General features: G+C 59.2%; 18 protein-coding genes. 9 read left to right on the top strand and 9 right to left on the bottom strand.

All coding sequences use genetic code 11. The features are described 5' to 3' along the window. Positions 1 to 28 precede the first annotated feature (28 nt). From J7382_RS09085 to frr, 3 genes are read right to left on the bottom strand one after another with little or no spacing between them, the layout of a single operon-like run. Positions 29 to 814: a phosphatidate cytidylyltransferase gene (locus tag J7382_RS09085; RefSeq protein ID WP_348540019.1), complete on the bottom strand. Its 786-nt coding sequence runs from the start codon at positions 812 to 814 to the stop codon at positions 29 to 31. Then, the gene (locus J7382_RS09080; RefSeq protein ID WP_209068714.1) at positions 811 to 1,533 is read right to left on the bottom strand and encodes an isoprenyl transferase; all 723 of its coding nucleotides are present in this window, start codon (positions 1,531 to 1,533) and stop codon (positions 811 to 813) included. Before J7382_RS09080 ends, J7382_RS09085 begins: the two co-directional genes overlap by 4 nt. A 4-nt stretch (positions 1,534 to 1,537) precedes the next feature. Continuing rightward, positions 1,538 to 2,101: a ribosome recycling factor gene (frr, locus tag J7382_RS09075; RefSeq protein WP_058240277.1), complete on the bottom strand. Its 564-nt coding sequence runs from the start codon at positions 2,099 to 2,101 to the stop codon at positions 1,538 to 1,540. A gap of 235 nt (positions 2,102 to 2,336) precedes the next feature. Between frr and J7382_RS09070 the strand changes: the two genes are divergently transcribed. Then, the gene (locus J7382_RS09070; protein WP_209068713.1) at positions 2,337 to 3,155 is read left to right on the top strand and encodes a formate/nitrite transporter family protein; all 819 of its coding nucleotides are present in this window, start codon (positions 2,337 to 2,339) and stop codon (positions 3,153 to 3,155) included. Between the two features lie 68 nt (positions 3,156 to 3,223). On the opposite strand, the gene pyrH is transcribed toward J7382_RS09070, so the two are convergent. Then, complete coding sequence (gene pyrH, locus J7382_RS09065) at positions 3,224 to 3,958, bottom strand: UMP kinase (RefSeq protein WP_247744917.1); 735 nt, start codon at positions 3,956 to 3,958, stop codon at positions 3,224 to 3,226. A 118-nt stretch (positions 3,959 to 4,076) separates the two neighbouring features. Between pyrH and miaA the strand changes: the two genes are divergently transcribed. Beyond that, positions 4,077 to 4,952 (top strand): tRNA (adenosine(37)-N6)-dimethylallyltransferase MiaA, encoded by an 876-nt coding sequence (gene miaA, locus J7382_RS09060; protein ID WP_209068711.1) that lies wholly within the window; start codon positions 4,077 to 4,079, stop codon positions 4,950 to 4,952. Positions 4,953 to 5,160: 208 nt separating this feature from the next. Continuing rightward, positions 5,161 to 5,928, top strand: a complete 768-nt coding sequence (locus tag J7382_RS09055; protein WP_247744916.1) for an AraC family transcriptional regulator — start codon at positions 5,161 to 5,163, stop codon at positions 5,926 to 5,928. Between the two features lie 2 nt (positions 5,929 to 5,930). Here the strand turns inward: J7382_RS09055 and J7382_RS09050 are convergent, their stop codons facing one another. Continuing rightward, positions 5,931 to 6,527: a lytic transglycosylase domain-containing protein gene (locus tag J7382_RS09050; protein ID WP_058240272.1), complete on the bottom strand. Its 597-nt coding sequence runs from the start codon at positions 6,525 to 6,527 to the stop codon at positions 5,931 to 5,933. A 226-nt stretch (positions 6,528 to 6,753) separates the two neighbouring features. Here J7382_RS09050 and ssb point away from each other — a divergent pair, with 226 nt between their 5' ends. Both ssb and pepT read left to right on the top strand, forming a co-directional pair. Next, the gene (gene ssb / locus J7382_RS09045) at positions 6,754 to 7,278 is read left to right on the top strand and encodes a single-stranded DNA-binding protein (RefSeq protein ID WP_209068709.1); all 525 of its coding nucleotides are present in this window, start codon (positions 6,754 to 6,756) and stop codon (positions 7,276 to 7,278) included. Between the two features lie 133 nt (positions 7,279 to 7,411). Further along, positions 7,412 to 8,686, top strand: coding sequence for a peptidase T (gene pepT / locus J7382_RS09040; RefSeq protein WP_348540018.1), 1,275 nt, complete (start codon positions 7,412 to 7,414; stop codon positions 8,684 to 8,686). A gap of 54 nt (positions 8,687 to 8,740) precedes the next feature. Here the strand turns inward: pepT and trpB are convergent, their stop codons facing one another. From trpB to J7382_RS09025, 3 genes are all read right to left on the bottom strand, one after another. After that, the gene (gene trpB, locus J7382_RS09035; RefSeq protein ID WP_058240269.1) at positions 8,741 to 9,949 is read right to left on the bottom strand and encodes a tryptophan synthase subunit beta; all 1,209 of its coding nucleotides are present in this window, start codon (positions 9,947 to 9,949) and stop codon (positions 8,741 to 8,743) included. 119 nt (positions 9,950 to 10,068) lie between these two features. After that, positions 10,069 to 11,181, bottom strand: a complete 1,113-nt coding sequence (gene aroB / locus J7382_RS09030) for a 3-dehydroquinate synthase (RefSeq protein ID WP_209068776.1) — start codon at positions 11,179 to 11,181, stop codon at positions 10,069 to 10,071. 4 nt (positions 11,182 to 11,185) lie between these two features. Further along, positions 11,186 to 11,737 (bottom strand): shikimate kinase, encoded by a 552-nt coding sequence (locus J7382_RS09025; protein ID WP_209068708.1) that lies wholly within the window; start codon positions 11,735 to 11,737, stop codon positions 11,186 to 11,188. Positions 11,738 to 11,856: 119 nt separating this feature from the next. On the opposite strand from J7382_RS09025, the gene J7382_RS09020 reads away from it, so the two are divergent. The 3 genes from J7382_RS09020 to J7382_RS09010 are packed head-to-tail and all read left to right on the top strand — an operon-like array spanning position 11,857 to position 14,467. Beyond that, positions 11,857 to 12,006, top strand: coding sequence for a hypothetical protein (locus J7382_RS09020; RefSeq protein ID WP_188128131.1), 150 nt, complete (start codon positions 11,857 to 11,859; stop codon positions 12,004 to 12,006). Next, the gene (locus tag J7382_RS09015; protein WP_247744915.1) at positions 12,007 to 13,521 is read left to right on the top strand and encodes a hypothetical protein; all 1,515 of its coding nucleotides are present in this window, start codon (positions 12,007 to 12,009) and stop codon (positions 13,519 to 13,521) included. A 4-nt stretch (positions 13,522 to 13,525) separates the two neighbouring features. Then, on the top strand, positions 13,526 to 14,467 hold the full coding sequence (locus J7382_RS09010; protein ID WP_209068707.1) for a site-specific tyrosine recombinase XerD: 942 nt from the start codon (positions 13,526 to 13,528) through the stop codon (positions 14,465 to 14,467). Here the strand turns inward: J7382_RS09010 and J7382_RS09005 are convergent. Then, positions 14,431 to 15,291 carry a metallophosphoesterase family protein gene (locus tag J7382_RS09005; RefSeq protein ID WP_209068706.1) on the bottom strand — a complete coding sequence of 287 codons (861 nt, stop codon included), beginning with the start codon at positions 15,289 to 15,291 and terminating at the stop codon, positions 14,431 to 14,433. The two genes, J7382_RS09010 and J7382_RS09005, sit on opposite strands and share 37 nt — an antisense overlap. 186 nt (positions 15,292 to 15,477) lie before the next feature. Between J7382_RS09005 and J7382_RS09000 the strand changes: the two genes are divergently transcribed. Continuing rightward, positions 15,478 to 16,791, top strand: a complete 1,314-nt coding sequence (locus J7382_RS09000) for an HlyC/CorC family transporter (protein WP_209068705.1) — start codon at positions 15,478 to 15,480, stop codon at positions 16,789 to 16,791. The last annotated feature ends 33 nt before the right edge of the window (positions 16,792 to 16,824 follow it).

Here is a 16,824-nt window from a genome sequence, read left to right as displayed (position 1 = left end):
CGGCCAGCCCAAAAGGCTGACCACAAGGTCAGGTTGCTGGCAGGCCCAGCACTGCGCCCATCAGCAAAACCAACAGAGCCGCGCCCATCATAGCGTCAAACCGATCCAGCAAACCGCCATGGCCGGGGATCAGATTGGAGCTGTCCTTGATGCCAGTCCGGCGCTTGATCGCGCTTTCCGCCGCATCTCCCATCTGGGACGCAAAGGAGGTCAATATGCTAATCACAATTAGTGCAGTGCCGCCAAACGCCAAGCCCACCAAAGCCGCAGCCACCCAGCCTGCAACGGTGCCAGACCAGGTCTTCTTGGGGCTGACTTTGGGCCAGAATTTCGGACCGCCCAGAATGCGCCCCGCAAAGTAACCGGCCACATCCGTCGCCACCACCACAGACACCAGCCAGATCAGCCAATAGGCACCGCGCACGTCTCGCAACACGATCAACCCATAGCAAGCAAACATCAACCCAATGGCATAAGCGCCATAAATCAAACGATCTTTCTTGATCTGGCTCGCCCCTGCAAACCCCACAGCGGCCAAAACCGGCGCAAGCGCCGTTCCGGGCAGGAAATGGGTGGCAAACATGGCGCCGCTGGCAATCACCCCCATCAGAACCGCGCCGCGCATCTCGCCGCCATTCATCATTCTGGTCAATTCCCAGACCATGACGCCACAGATCAGCACCACCAGTTCGTGAAACAACACGCCGCCCTGCCAGATGGCCACGCCACCCACCAAAAGCATGACAACCGCCGAGGCCATCCGCGCCGGCAGATCCCCCCAGCGTCCTGCCGTCTTCTCCTGTGCCCCGCTCACGCGCTTACCGCTCCAAACCGGCGATCCCGTCGCGAATAGGCATCCACAAGCTTGCGGAACTCTTCCTTGGAAAAGTCAGGCCAGAGCGTGTCGATAAATTCATATTCCGCATAGGCCGACTGCCACAGCAAGAAGTTGGAGATCCGCGCCTCACCGCTGGTGCGCACCACCAGATCAGGGTCTGGCAACACACAGGTATCCAGATATTTCGGCAGCGTCTCCTCGTTCACATCCTCAGGCTTCAGTTTGCCCGCTGCCACATCCTGTGCCAGACGCTGGGTGGCCCGTGCCACCTCATCACGCCCACCATAGTTCAGCGCGATGGTCAGATTCACACCTGTATTTTCCTTGGTCAGCTCTTCCAGCTCATCCATCAGCGCGCGCAGCTTTGCATCCAGCCCCGGACGATCCCCAATGAACCGCACCCGCACACCTTCCGCTTTCAGAGCCCGTGCTTCCTTACGGATATACTGACGGAATAGGCTCATAAGCCCGGCCACTTCCGCCTGTGTGCGTTTCCAGTTCTCGGTAGAGAACCCAAAAATGGTCAAATACTCGACCCCAAGAGGGCGACAAGCGCGCACAATCTCTTTGACGCGCTTGGCTCCTGCGTGGTGTCCAAACAGCCGCGGACGCCCGCGTGCCTGGGCCCAGCGGCCATTGCCATCCATGATAATGGCCACATGCCTCGGGCCAGTCGCGGGAATATCCTCGGCCATATCCTCAGACCTGCATAATTTCGGACTGTTTGTTTTCCAGTGCGCTGTCCACGTTCTTGATAAACGTGTCGGTCATCTCCTGAACTTCGCCTTCCCACAGCTTCTGATCATCTTCGGACATGCCGTCGTTTTTGGCTTTCTTGATCTGATCCATACCATCACGACGGACATTGCGGATCGCCACCCGGGCATGTTCCGCATACTGCGCGGCAACACGGGCCAGCTCGGTGCGACGTTCTTCGTTCAGCTCTGGAATCGGCAGCATCACGATGGTGCCGTTGGTCTGTGGGTTGATGCCCAGACCGGAATTCATGATCGCCTTCTCAACCGCATTCACCAGCGACTTGTCCCAGACGTTCACGGTCACCATGCGCGGTTCCGGTACGTTCACGGTGCCCACCTGATTGATCGGTGTCTTGGAGCCATAAGCGTCCACCATCACCGGCTCCAGCATCGTGGCCGAAGCCCGGCCCGTGCGCAGCGAGGCGAATTCGGTCTTGAGGGCCCCCATCGCGCCTTCCATGCGGCGGTTCAGGTCATCGGTATCGAGTTCAAAATCTTCAGACATTGCTGCTCTTTCAGTCTCTCATGTTCTGGTCACAAAGCTCATAGGCTATTGTTCACAAATTGTATAGCACCGCGCCGCTGCGGTGAAGGCTTACTGCCCCTACCCGCCCAATTGCCGCCCAACACATCTGAGCCCGCGCGGCTGCGCAAATGGCGCGCAAAATGTCGTTTCTCCAATCGACAATATTCTGACTATTTTTGTAGGTTTTAACAAAATCCACGTGTCAGGACACACCATGAGCCAATTCATCCCCACCGGGCTTGACGCCCACAAACCCGCAGAGATCACCCGCCTCATTCGGCTTTCCGGCATTGCCAAGGCCGAAATGTCTCTTATCCCGCTCATCACACTGTCCATTTTGGGCGGTGTCTTCATCTCTCTCGGCGCCTTATTTTACACACAGACCACTTCCGGTTTCACTGATCTGCATGGCGGGCTGAAACTCATGGGCGGAGTGGCCTTCTCGCTGGGCCTCATCCTTTGTGTGGTCGGAGGCGCAGAGCTTTTCACCGGCAACACCATGATTGTGATGGCCTATGTGGATGGACGAATCTCCTCACGCGCGCTGTTGCGCAACTGGGCCGTTGTCCTGCTTGGCAACGCGCTTGGCTGTTTCGCCATGCTCGCGCTTGTCTATGGGGCCGGTCTTTATGAGGGCGCACACGGCGCCCGCGCTGCTGCCATCACAAGCGGCAAACTCTCCCTTGGCCCGCTGGAGGCGTTCTGCCGCGGCATCCTGTGTAATGCCCTTGTATGTCTGGCCGTTTGGCTTGCCGTCTCTGCACGCTCAGCAATGGGGATGATCCTCTCCATTGTCTGGCCCGTCACAGCCTTCGTCGCCATCGGTCTGGAGCACTCCATTGCCAATCTCTACCTGATTCCAGCAGGCGCACTCTCAGGGGCAGAACTGACCACAGAGGGGTTTTTGCGCAATATCTTGCCCGTTCTCGCAGGCAACATCCTCGGCGGCGCAGGCGGCGTGGCTCTGGCCTACCGCCTCGCCTATGGCCGTGCCCCCCTCGAAGACGCCCCGGTCGCCGCCGCACCGAACTGATCCTGACACCCACAACAAAAAACGGAGGGCCCAGCCCTCCGTTTTTCATAAAATCTGATGGTGCTTACTCAGCGCACTTTGGTATAGGTGCCACGCCCCGCCAGAATGCCTTTAAACCCACCGGGCTCATCCAATGGGAAGACAATCAAAGGCAGGTTGTTGTCCCGCGCCAAGGCAATCGCACTGGCATCCATCACCTTCAGACGCTTGGCCAGCACCTCATCATAGGTAATCTCATCAAAGCGCACCGCATCATCATGCTCTGCCGGGTCCTTGTCATAGATGCCATCCACACCGTTCTTACCCATAAAGATCGCCTCACAGGCCATCTCATTGGCGCGCAGCGTGGCCGCCGTATCCGTTGTGAAATAAGGGTTGCCGGTGCCGGCGGCAAAAATACAGACACGTTTTTTCTCAAGGTGACGCACCGCGCGGCGGCGGATATAAGGTTCGGCCACCTCATCCATGCGGATCGCGCTGATCACACGGGTGAACACGCCCAGACCTTCCAGCGCGCTCTGCATCGCCAGCGCATTCATCACAGTGGCCAGCATGCCCATATAGTCTGCGGTGGTGCGCTCCATCCCCTGCGCCGCCCCGGAAAGGCCGCGAAAGACGTTGCCGCCCCCGATCACCATGCAAATTTCCACGCCCATATCATGGACGGTCTTCACCTCTTTGGCGATGCGTTCAATGGTGGGCGGATGCAGGCCGAATCCCTGATCTCCCATCAACGCCTCCCCCGAAATCTTGAGCATCACACGGTTAAAGGTGGCCTCGGCGGGGACGGCATCGTCGCTCATGTTGCACTCCATCTGCGCATCGTTTTAGGATTGCGCGCAAAATGTCGGAAAACGCCCGCAGGTTCAATGCGAGAGTTGCCCCCGGCGCAACAAACACGCAGAAATCGGAAATTCCCCCATGACAGCCTTGCCGCATATCGCTCCGGATCAGCCGGTCCTGATCGCAGGCCCCACGGCCAGCGGCAAAAGCGCACTCGCCCTGCGCATCGCAGAAGAACATGGCGGGGTGATCCTGAATGCCGATGCGATTCAGGTGTTTGACAACTGGCGTGTGCTCACCGCCCGCCCCCCTGCCGAAGACGAGGCCCGCGCGCCGCATCACCTCTACGGCCATATCCCCGGCGATGCGGACTACTCCGTGGGGCACTGGCTGCGCGACGTTGAACCCTTCCTGCAAAGTGGAATGCGCCCGATCATCGTGGGTGGCACCGGTCTCTACTTCACGGCGTTGACGCAGGGGCTGGCCGATATCCCGCCCACGCCGCCGGCATTGCGCGATGCTGCCAATGCCCGTGTGGCCGAGGAAGGCTACAAAGCCCTGCTCAATGAGCTGGATGCCAAAACCGCCGCGCGTATTGATTGCCAAAACCCCATGCGGGTGCAACGCGCATGGGAAGTGTTACAGGCCACAGGCCGCCCTCTTGCCGAGTGGCAGGATGACACGCCGCCGCCCCGTCTGGCGCTGTCAGACACCATGCCGATTGTGTTTGACGTGCCCAAAGACTGGCTCAACGCCCGCATCGCAAAACGGTTTGACCTGATGCTGCAAGAGGGCGCGCTCGCAGAAGCAGAGGCCAATCTTGCGACCTATGATCCGAGCCACCTCTCCGCCAAGGCAATTGGCGCACCCGAATTGATTGCCCATCTGCGCGGCACACTCTCTTTGGAAGAAGCACAGGAACGCGCCACGATTGCCACCCGTCAGTTCGCCAAACGTCAGCGCACGTGGTTTCGCTCAAAAATGCGCAATTGGCATAGCTACACTCCGTCTTAACCCTTTCCAGCTCGAAAATGGCAGTATTGATTTGTTCAGACATTTTTGAATAAATCCCCGCCAAATGCGTGACCGAAATTTACATATCCCGTCATTCATGGCGCGACCACAGGCCGGATTTGACACGCCACCATCCTTTTCCACGCCTCATGGCACGCAATCCCCCTCGCCCACAGAGGCACCCCAACCATCCTCACAAATACGGGTCATGACGCTGGCACAGCTGACCCAAGGCGCGCCTTGGGTTCTGGAAAAACTTCACCTGCGCGATCACCACCTGCTCCTGTGGACAACGCGCGGTCAGGGACGGTTGCTCCTGCATGGGCAGCGGCGCGGATTTGGGGCGCATAACGCGGTGTTTGTGCCCGCTGGCAAACTGCTTGCTTTTGAACTGGGCCTTCAGGTGCAGGGGCTGGCCACGCTCATTCCTGATGACGGCCATGTGCCTTTGCCCTCACAGCCCCAACACCTGCGCCTGCAAGACAGCAAAAGCCAAGCTGAACTGACCGCAACACTTGACGCTCTGCGCCGAGAGCTGGAGGAGCAGAGGCCCTTCATGGCCGAAGCCTTGACAGCACAGGCACGCCTAATGTCGGTGGCACTACGCCGCAGCATCGATGCCGCAGGCACAGCCCCCAAAGAGCGGGCCGCCGACCGCATCGTGCGCCGGTTCTGTGATTGTCTTGCCAAGGAGTTTGCCACGGGCAACCCAATGGCCTGGTATGCGGAACAACTGGACATCACCCCAACACATCTCACACGCGCCTGCCGACAAAGCGCGGGCATCACGGCGGCGGAAATGCTGTCTCAGGTGGTGCAACATCGCGCCCACAGCCTGCTGCGCGCAGGGAACTGGCCGATCAAGAAAATTGCCACATCACTGGGATTTGGCAGCGCGGCCTACTTCACACGGTTCTGCCAGAAACACTTTGGCGCCTCCCCCAGTCAGATCCGCAAAGCCATGCACAGCCCCTGACGTCAGCCGCCCATGATGATCCGCACATAATTGCGGGTCTCTTTATAAGGCGGCACGCCGCCATATTTCTCGACGGCACCGGGGCCCGCGTTATAGGCCGCCAAAGCCAACCGCCAGCTGCCAAATTTCAGATACTGCTGTTTGAGATAACGCGCGCCACCTTCAAGATTCTGGCGCGGATCCAGTGGATCCACACGCAACGCCCGTGCCGTCCCCGGCATCAGCTGCGCCAGCCCAAGCGCACCTGCGTGCGATTTGGCGGAGGCATTCCAATTGCTCTCCTGCTGCACAAGCTTAAGGAACAGGTCCACCGGAATACCATGCAAAAGCGCAGCTTCACGCGCCATGGCCAGATAGGGCCCTTTGTATTTGCCGTTGTAACTGCCATCGCCCCATTTTGAGGGCGTGTAAACCGGCCGCGGCTTCAAACGCACAGAGTTGCGATATTGTTCCGCTGCGCGTCCATCCAGCACTTTGGTCTGATTTTTAAACAGCCGCGCCTGCGATTTGGTCGACACCGACTGCGCTGACACCGGCCCACTCGCCAGACCACCTGCCACAGCTACGCCAATTAAAACTGCCAGTACCCTGCCCACCATATGTGGCTGCTCCACCCTGCTTTTGCCGCTTCTATATCAAATCACAGCAAATTTTCCAGACCACAGCAACGCCTCCGTCAGGTCATGGGCAAAATCCTGCACAAGCCAATGGTCCAAACAGGTCGGGATGAATACGGTTTTCCACAAGAATCCGCTTCCCATTCCCGTGATGCGGTGGTGTATGGTGACCCAAATCCACGAAAAGAATCCGCGGGAGACAAGGCGTATGGCCGGATCGGTGAACAAAGTAATTCTCATTGGCAATCTGGGGCGTGACCCCGAGGTGCGCTCCTTCCAGAACGGTGGCAAGGTCTGCAACCTGCGCATTGCCACATCTGAGACCTGGAAAGACCGCAACACCGGCGAGCGCCGGGAGCGCACCGAATGGCATTCCGTTGCGATTTTTCAGGAAGGGCTCGTGCGGATCGCCGAGCAATATCTGCGCAAAGGCTCCAAAGTCTATGTGGAAGGCAAGCTGCAAACCCGCAAATGGCAGGACCAATCCGGTCAGGATCGCTACTCCACCGAAGTGGTGCTGCAGGGGTTTGACGGCGTCCTGACCATGCTGGATGGCCGCTCCGGTGGCGAAGGCGGCGGTGGCGGCGGCTTTGGTGGCGGTGGCGGCGGCTACGATCAGGGCAGCGGCTATGGCGGCGGCTATGATCAAGGTGGCGGCGGTGGCGGCTTCGGTGGCGGCAATCAGGGCGGTGGCGCCCCCAGCCGCGACATGGACGACGAAATCCCGTTCTGATCGCTCACTGATAAATTCAAAAAGGGTCGGCACATGCCGGCCCTTTTATTTTGGCGGCATCGCCCTGAGGGCCTTACACAAACCACTCCGGTCCCATATGTTTCCTGAACAAATGAACAAGTGAGGACCTCCCGTGGCCGACACCCCAAGTTTTGACGCCCCTAACCTTGACGTGCCAAGTTTTGACCGCGCTCTGGAACACCGCCTGACCACCTATTGCGCCATCGACAGTCAGAGTGACGAGCATTCCGCCACCTCCCCCTCCACTGAAATTCAGTTAAACGTTGCCAAACATCTTATTGAAGAACTTAATAAAATTTGCGCAGTTGATGTGACACTCACGCCCTATGGTGCCGTTCTGGCAACGGTGCCTGCCACGGATCCCGCCGCGCCCACAATTGGCTTTTGCGCCCACATGGACACCGCCCCGCAGTTCAACGCCACCGACGTCAAACCACGTGTGATCCACAACTGGGACGGCACCGATATCACCTATCCCGACAACCCCGATCTCATTCTTTCCCCACAGACTTCCGCCTATCTGAGCGGTAAAGAGGGCGAAGACATCATCACCGCCTCAGGGCGCACGCTTCTGGGGGCGGATGACAAAGCCGGCATCGCCATCATCATGACACTGGCCGAGCACCTGCTCACGACGCCGGGCCTCAAACACGGTAAAATCCGTCTCGCCTTTACGCCGGATGAAGAAATCGGGCGCGGCGTACATGCAGATCTTCCTGCCGATTTTGGCGTGGATTTTGCCTATACGCTGGATGGCGGCCCACGTGGCACCATGGAATATGAAACCTTCTCTGCCGATGGGGCGGTGGTGACAATCACCGGCACCTCCGCGCACCCCGGCTATGCCAAAGACAAGCTGACCAACGCCCTGCATGTGGCTGCGCAAATCATCTCAGACCTCGATGAGAGCGGCACCACACCGGAAACCACTTCCGGTCGTGAAAGCTTCACCCATGTCTATGCGCAAGAAGGCGGCAGCAGCGAGACCACCCTGCGTTTCATCCTGCGCGCCTTTGAGATGGAGGATCTGGCGGAACAGACCACGCGCCTCAAAGCCGCCTGCGCCAAAGCCGAAGCCGATTTTCCCGGCTCCAAAGTCACCTGCGACATCACCAAGCAATACCGCAACATGCGCTATTGGCTGGAAAACGACATGACCCCGGTCGAACTGGCCCGCGAAGCCATCCGCACCGAAGGCTTTGATCCAAAATCCGTGCCCATCCGCGGCGGCACCGATGGCTCCCGCCTCACTGAACTGGGCGTGCCCTGCCCCAATCTCTATACTGGCATGATGGAAATCCACGGCCCGCTGGAATGGATATCTGTCCAAGACATGGCCAGCGCCACGCGCATGTGTCTCAATCTGGTGCAGATCGCTGCCAAATAACGTAACGGCGCCCAAGAGATCTCTTGGGCGCCGCAAACACGCACTTCAACTGTCTCAGCTATCGACGCTGAACCCGTAGGTTTCCGTGACATAGTCAATGTCTTTATCGCCACGCCCTGACAGGTTGATCAGGATGGACTTGCCCGGATTGCTGGCGGCTTCACGCATGGCAAAAGCCACCGCATGCGCGCTTTCCAGCGCCGGGATAATGCCCTCATGGCGGCTCAGCTTGTAAAAGGCATCAAGCGCCTCTTTGTCATTGGCTGCCGTGTAATTGGCCCGCCCGGTGCGATAAAGATGGGCATGCTCCGGGCCCACACCCGGATAATCCAGCCCTGACGCCACCGTATGCACCGGCGCAGGTTCTCCCGCCTCATCCTTCAACAGCATGGTGCGGAACCCATGGATGTCGCCATCTTCGCCAAAGGTGATGGTGGCAGCATGCTCGCCAAGCTTGGACGAGGTGCCCATCGGCTCCACCCCGTAAAGCGCCACATCCGCATCATCAATAAACCCGGCAAACATGCCCATGGCGTTGGATCCGCCACCGACACAGGCCGCCACCATATCAGGCAAATCGCCTGTCATTTCCAAAAACTGTTCGCGTGCCTCGATGCCAACAATATGCTGAAAATCACGTACCATTTTGGGGAAAGGATGCGGCCCCACCACAGACCCAATCGCAAAAAGCGCCGTATCCGCCTGCGGCACATAGCTTTCAAATGCGCTGTCCACAGCTTCCTTAAGTGACCGTCCGCCAAAACCCACCGGCACAACTTCGGCGCCCAGAAGTTTCATGCGGGTGACATTGGGCGCTTCCTTGGCAATGTCGATCTCCCCCATGTGGATCTCGCACTCCAGCCCGAAATAGGCCGCCGCCGTCGCAAGCGCCACACCATGCTGCCCCGCGCCGGTCTCTGCCATGAGCTTGGTCTTGCCCATATGCTTGGCCAAAAGACCCTCTGCCATACAGTGATTGAGCTTATGCGCACCGGTGTGGTTCAGATCTTCCCGCTTGGCATAAATCTGTGCTCCGCCACAGATTTCAGACAGGTTTTTCAGATGAGAAACAGGCGTCGGACGCCCCTGAAAGTGTTTGCGGATATAGCGCAAATCGCGAATGTAATCTGCGGATTTTGAAATCTTATCATAGGCTTCAGCAATCGCCTTGAAATGTGGCTCCAGCACCGGCGGCAATTGCGCGCCGCCATAGTCGCCAAAAAATCCGTCACGGGTTGGCGTCTCTTTCAAGTATGATGACATAAGCGGTGGTCCTTCCGTTATTCTTCCGGAAAGGACCCTGTCCGCTTTTCACAATCCTGTCATAGGACCGATTGCCGCGCCCGCAACTTTAGCGTGATCTCACAACGCCAGCGTAGCCGTCACCGCGCCGCCAGTTCTTCCTCAAGCAACTGGCGCACCACCTCCCGCGGCACATCGGCGGTCACAAAAGCCTCGCCAATGCCCCGTGCCAAAATGAAGCGCAGCTGCCCATCGACAACCTTCTTGTCCTGCCCCATCAAATCCAAAAGCGCATCGGCATCCGGCAAATCCCCCTCGATGTCTTTGAGATCCACCTTCATTCCCATGTCACGCAGATGCGCCCGCACCCGGCTGGGAGCCTCCTGCGCACAAAGTCCCAACCGCATCGACACCTCAAAGGCAAGCGCACAGCCAATGGCTACGCCTTCGCCATGCAGCAGGCGGTCGCCGTATCCCGTCGCCGCTTCCAGCGCATGGCAGAACGTATGCCCAAGATTCAAAAGCGCGCGATCGCCCTGCTCGGTTTCATCACGCATCACAATCTCGGCCTTCATCTCACAGGAGCGTTTGACGGCCGCAATCCGCGCGGCCTCATCCCCCGCCGCCAGCTTTGGCCCCTGCGCCTCAAGCCACTCAAAGAAGCCCGCATCCCCCAACATGCCGTATTTGACCACCTCACCATAACCCGCGAGAAAATCGCGCGGTGTGAGCGTGCCCAACACATCAATATCGGCCAGCACAAGACGCGGCTGATGAAAGGCACCCACAAGGTTCTTGCCCAACGGGCTGTTGATCCCGGTCTTGCCCCCGACGGAACTGTCCACCTGCGCCAGCAGACTGGTTGGGATTTGCACAAACCCCACGCCGCGCCGCAAAACCGCCGCCGCGAAACCGGTAAGATCGCCAATCACGCCACCGCCCAGCGCCACAACAAGGTCGTTGCGTTCGACACGCTGCGCCAGAAGCCACTCAACGGTCTGCTCCAGATACCGCCAGCTCTTGGTGCTTTCCCCGGCAGGCAGCACAAGCGCTTCCATGCCGATCCCTTCCGAAGCCAGCCCGGCCCGCAGCGTCTCCAGATGCAATGCGGCGACATTTTCATCGGTCACCACACAGACCTGTTTGCGCTTCAGCATCGGGCCAATCAAAGCCCCGGATAGGGCAAGAAGCCCCGGGCCGATGTGGATGTCATACTCGCGCCCCTTCAGGCCCACATGCACGGTTTCCATCATCGTCTCAGCCCTTTTCTTCCAAAACATCTGCGCGCCGCTCCAAAAGCGCCTGTGCAACACGATCTGCCATCTCTTCAATCGACAGCCCCGCCTCCGCAGGCACGGGCAAATCCGCCTGACTGTAAAGCGGCACCCGCGCCGCAAAAATCTCTTCCAGCGTCTGGCGTGGATTATCCGTGCGCAACAGCGGGCGCGTGTCCTTGTGCTTCACACGAGACCAAAGCAGATCCACATCCGCATCCAACCAAACAGCCACGCCACGCTCCGAAATCACAGCCCGGTTGCCTTCTGCAAGATAGGCACCACCGCCCGTGGACAGGATACAGCGCTCGTCCTCCAACAGCCGGGCAATCACCTGGCTTTCTTTCTGGCGAAAAAACGGCTCCCCATCGCGCGCAAAGATTTCAGCGATGCTCATATTGGCCGCTTTTTCAATCTCCGCATCGCTGTCGATGAAAGGAACATCCAGTTTTGCAGCCAAAGCCCGGCCCACCGCCGTCTTGCCCGCGCCCATCATGCCGACCAGCACAACGGTTTTCTTCAGGTTATAGCTCATGAAACGCCCGCAATCGGCCAAGCCTTGCTCAAAAGTTAGATTTTGGCATTGAATGACGTGATCTTGGCCAAAAGGCCAGTTATAAGTTGAAAAAAACGAGCAGGAAATCGAGGGTATTCATGGGCAAACTTTTCCGCGCCTTACTGGTTCTGTTGCTTCTCGCTGCGGTGGCATTGGTGGCTTACGCCTATCTCGGCCCGATTTTCGGCGCCGATTTCTCTGCCCCACAAAGCGAAGTCCGGGTGCCTGTCGAACTTCAGGGTGAATAAATGTCACGGGTGTTGCGGGCCAGTGCCCTGCTTATGATGACAACCAGCCCGCTTTGGGCGCAGGACGCCCCGCTCTCTGCCATCGACTGGCTGAACCCCACCCCCACAGTCACGCTGGACATCGGCCTGCCCTCTGGCGAAGTGCCTGTGTCCGAAGGCGTGGCCACGCCCGACATTTCCGTCTCCGCACTGGATGACAAAGGCAATGAGGCCGTTGGCCTGCTGCCTGCAAATGTCACCGGCCTGCCTCCGACCCTCTGGTCTCTGTCAGACGCCACAGATCTCAGCGCGCTTGTCGCCCATCAGCGCCCGGATGTTCTGCCTGCAATGCAGGCCCTGCTGTACACTCTTCTGCTCGCCGAAGCCGATGCCCCTCGCAGCGGGGGGCAGGATGATGAACTTTTGCTGGCCCGCATCGATAAGCTTGTGGAAATGGGTGCATTGGAGCAGGCCGCCGCTTTGCTGGAACGCGCAGGCGCCACAACGCCTGCGCTGTTTGCGCGCTGGTTTGATGTGACATTGCTCATGGGCGAGGAAAACCGCGCCTGTGACGCCTTGGTCAAAGCGCCTCATCTGGCCCCGGATTATGCCGCGCGCATTTTTTGTACGGCGCGCGCAGGTGATTGGCGCGCCGCCGCGCTCACGCTGGACACGGCCAAGGCGCTGGATCTGATCTCCGAAGAGCTGGACGCGCTTCTGCTGCGCTTTCTGGATCCCGAACTCTTTGAAGGAGAGCCGCTTCTGGTGGCAGCTGGGCCTGTCACCCCACTGAAGTTCCGCCTTTACGAAGCCATTGGCGAAAGCCAGAGCACAAATGGCCTGCCGCGTGCCTTTGCCCATGCTGATCTGCGTGACACCGCAGGCTGGAAGGCACAGCTGGACGCCGCCGAGCGCCTCGCGCGCACCTCGGCTCTGCATGAAAATCGCCTGCTGGGCATCTATTCTGATCGCAAACCCGCTGCGTCAGGCATGATCTGGGATCGTGTCGCCGCCCTGCAAGCCTTTGATGCGGCCCTCACAGCCAAAGACACCCGTCAGGTGGCTGATGCGCTACCGATGGCCTGGGCCGCGATGCAGCAGGTTCATCTCGAAGTGCCTTTTGCCCGCCTTTATGGGCCGCTTCTGCTGGAGTTGCCGCTTCAGGGGGTGACAGCCCGCCTGGCCCGCGACATTGCGCTGCTGTCCTCAGACTATGAAAAAGCCGCGCGTATGGGGCCGCGCGATTTCCTCTCTGGGCTCGCAATGGGCAGCCCGGCCCGCACGCCGACCGATCCGCTGCACCGCGCCATCGCCGATGCCTTTCATGGCGCCGGGGTGCCGCAAGAAATCTCCACCATGCTCGCACGCGGCCAATTGGGCGAAGGCATCCTGACCGCCATGTCGCTGATGGATGACGGTGCCGCAGGCAATCTTGTGGCTCTGACGGAGGCTCTGGCCACCTTCCGCGCCGTTGGCCTCGAGGACACCGCCCGCCGCGCTGCACTTCAGGTGGCGCTTCTGGACACCCGCGGCTGACCTCATGAAAAACGTTCAGTGGATCGTCACCTTTCTGGAAGCACAGGCCGCCGAACTGGGGGCATCCACCAACACGCAAGAGGCCTACGCCCGCGATCTGCGGGACTTTAATGACTGGGGCAAAGCCCGCGGCCTCTCCTTTGAGACTGTGGCGCGCGAAAATATCGAAGACTATCTGATCTTCTGTGAGGCGCAGGGGCTGGCGCAAGCGACGCGCGCGAGGCGACTCTCTGCCATCAAACAGCTTTACCGCTTTGCGTTTGAAGAAGGCTGGCGCAGCGAAAATCCCGCCATTCAAATCAAAGGCCCAGGTCGCGCCAAACGTCTGCCCAAGACACTTGAGGTCAAAGATGTCGATGCGCTGCTGAACGCCGCACGCAACCAAGGCCGCACGGAAAGCGACCGGCTGCGCAACACCTGCCTGATGGAACTGCTCTATGCCACTGGCATGCGGGTTACCGAATTGGTCAGCCTGCCGGTGTCCGCCGCCCGCGGCGATCCTCAAATGCTGCTGGTGATGGGCAAGGGCAGCAAAGAACGTATGGTTCCCTTGTCCCCACCAGCAAGAGACGCCCTCGCCGCCTGGCTGATCAGCCGAGACGAAGCGGAGGCCAATGCGCGCAGCAAAGGCAAACCTGCCTCAAAATTTCTGTTCCCAACACGCAGCAAGCAGGGCCACATCACCCGTCACCGTTTTTACGCGCTCATCAAAGAACTTGCCGTCGCCGGAGGTGTCAGCCCGGCGAAAGTGACACCACACACGTTGCGACACGCTTTTGCCACCCATCTTCTGGCCAATGGCGCGGACCTTCGGGTGATCCAAACCCTACTGGGCCATGCGGATCTGGCCACGACAGAGATTTACACCCATGTTCTGGACGAACGCCTGCGCGATCTGGTGACCAGCCATCATCCGCTGGCCAAAACTTCCGGGAAACCCTCCTGAGCAGCAGAGCGGCGATCTGCCAACGGCACCCGCAGCGCCTCTGGCAAAACATCTTCTGACGGCCAATACCCGTCACGCAGCGCCAGATGATAGCCCTGCGTCAGCCCCGCCTGTTGCATGTCTGAAACCGCAGCAGCCACATCATAGGCCAAATCACAGAAAGACACGGTGCCCTCGGTCATCAGCGCATATCGCGTTGCCTGTTTCCCATCATGAGGCGGCATGCCAATGACACCGGCATTGACCCAATGCACCCCACCAATCTGACGTGAAAAACATATGCCGGAATGCCCGGCCACAACCACATCCACCGCGCCAACCACCGCGCGCAGCGCCGCAATTTCCTCTTCAAAAACCACCTCAGGTGAAGTTTCCCAGATAAATCGCGCCACATCCGTCACACCGCCGTGGATCACCGCCACACGTTTTCCCGCCTGCGTAAACACCAAAATCTGAGGCAAATGCGCCATCCAGCGCCGCGCCTCATCATCGACCCGGGCATTGGCATGGGCATACCACTTCACCGACAACAGGTCACAGGCCGTGCCCGCGTCAAACCCACAGCCACAATCCAGCGCATGCGCTCCCAGTTGAATTTCACAATTGCCCGCCACCACAGAGGCCCCACTGTCGCGCAGCAGGGCGACGGTCTGCGCAGGCTGCGCGCAATAGGCCACAATATCGCCCGTGCAGATCAGATGGTCCCACGCAAGGCCAAGCCCATTTGCCTGCGCCAAAAGCGCCTCAGTCGCCTGCAGGTTGGAATAAGGCCCGCCAAACAAAAGCACCGTTCCCGGCAGCTCTCCCAGATCCTGAAACCTCATGACGCGTGCCTCCTTGCAAACGGGCCAGACCGATACACCTCTATCTGCCTAACCTCTGTGAGGTCCCAAGACCAGTCACATCGGGGTCATCGCAAATGCAACAGAAACGCCCCGTTTGCACCCCCACCCCTTGATCCCCCATCACACCACGCCCATAACAGATTTACCCATGCAAAAGAGGACCCTATGGCGCCCGTGACCCCCACGACCTTTGACACAGCCTTTATGATTACCGGTGGTGTGATCCTGTTTCTGCTGATGATGTCCGCCTTTTTCTCCGGTTCAGAAACCGCGCTCACGGCGGCCTCTCGCGGCAAGCTGCGCGCGCAGGCCGACAAAGGCAATCGGGGTGCCCAGCGGGCGCTGGACATCACGGAAGACAGCGAACGCCTGATTGGCTCTGTTCTGCTGGGCAACAACCTTGTGAACATTCTCGCCACCTCTCTGGCCACTGCGCTGTTCACCCGTGCCTTTGGCGAAAGCGGCGTGGCGCTGGCAACCTTGGTGATGACGCTCTTGGTGCTGATCTTTGCCGAAGTGCTGCCCAAGACCTATGCCATCACCCGTCCCGAAGATGCCGCCTCTGCGGCCGCCCGTCCCATCGGTCTGATTGTGACGATCTTTTCTCCCATGGTCTCGGCCGTGCGGGTGCTGGTGCGTGCGGTGCTGCGTCTCTTTGGCGTAGAGACGGATCCGGACAGTCAGGTGCTTGCCGTACGTGAAGAAATCGCTGGAGCCATCCAACTGGGCCATTCCGAAGGCATCGTGGAAAAAGAAGATCGCGATCGCATCCTTGGCGCATTGGATCTCTCTGATCGCACCGTCGAAGAAATCATGCTCCACCGCTCCGGCATTGAGATGATCAACGCCGACAATTCCCCCGGTGAGATCCTCAATCAATGTCTGGAAAGCAAACACACCCGCCTGCCTGTGTTTAAGGATGAACCGGAAAACATCATCGGTGTGGTACATGCCAAGGATTTGTTCCGCGCCATGTATCGCCGGGTGCGTGAGGCGGGCAACTCCACCGCCGACCGCATGACCGACATCGTGCTCGATGAGGTCGCCAAAGAACCCTATTTCGTGCCGGAAACCACTTCGCTTGACGATCAGATGCGCGAGTTCCTGCGCCGCCACGCCCATTTTGCGCTGGTGGTGGATGAATATGGCTCCCTTCAGGGGCTGATCACGCTGGAGGACATCCTCGAAGAGATCGTCGGCGAAATCACAGATGAGTTTGACGGCGGCAGCGATCAGCTGATCCGCAAATCCGAAGACGGGCAATTCCTGATCGAAGGGGCCATGACAATCCGCGATCTCAATCGCGCCACCGATTGGAACCTGCCCGATGAGGAAGCCAATACCATCGCTGGTCTGGTGATCCATGAGGCACAGATGATCCCAACCGTCGGACAGGTGTTTTCCTTCCACGGATTCCGCTTTGAGGTGACCGGGCGCGAGGCGAACCGGATCACCAACCTCAAGATCCGTCCACTCTAGGCTCTGGGCCCTGCTTCAAAATCAGGCAGGGGC

Origin of the sequence: Shimia sp. R11_0 (genome assembly GCF_017744035.1) — a bacterium.
Taxonomy (GTDB): Bacteria; Pseudomonadota; Alphaproteobacteria; order Rhodobacterales; family Rhodobacteraceae; genus Shimia; species Shimia marina.
The sequence above is the reverse complement of the archived record's forward strand: the minus strand, read 5'-3'. Positions and strand labels throughout refer to the sequence as shown.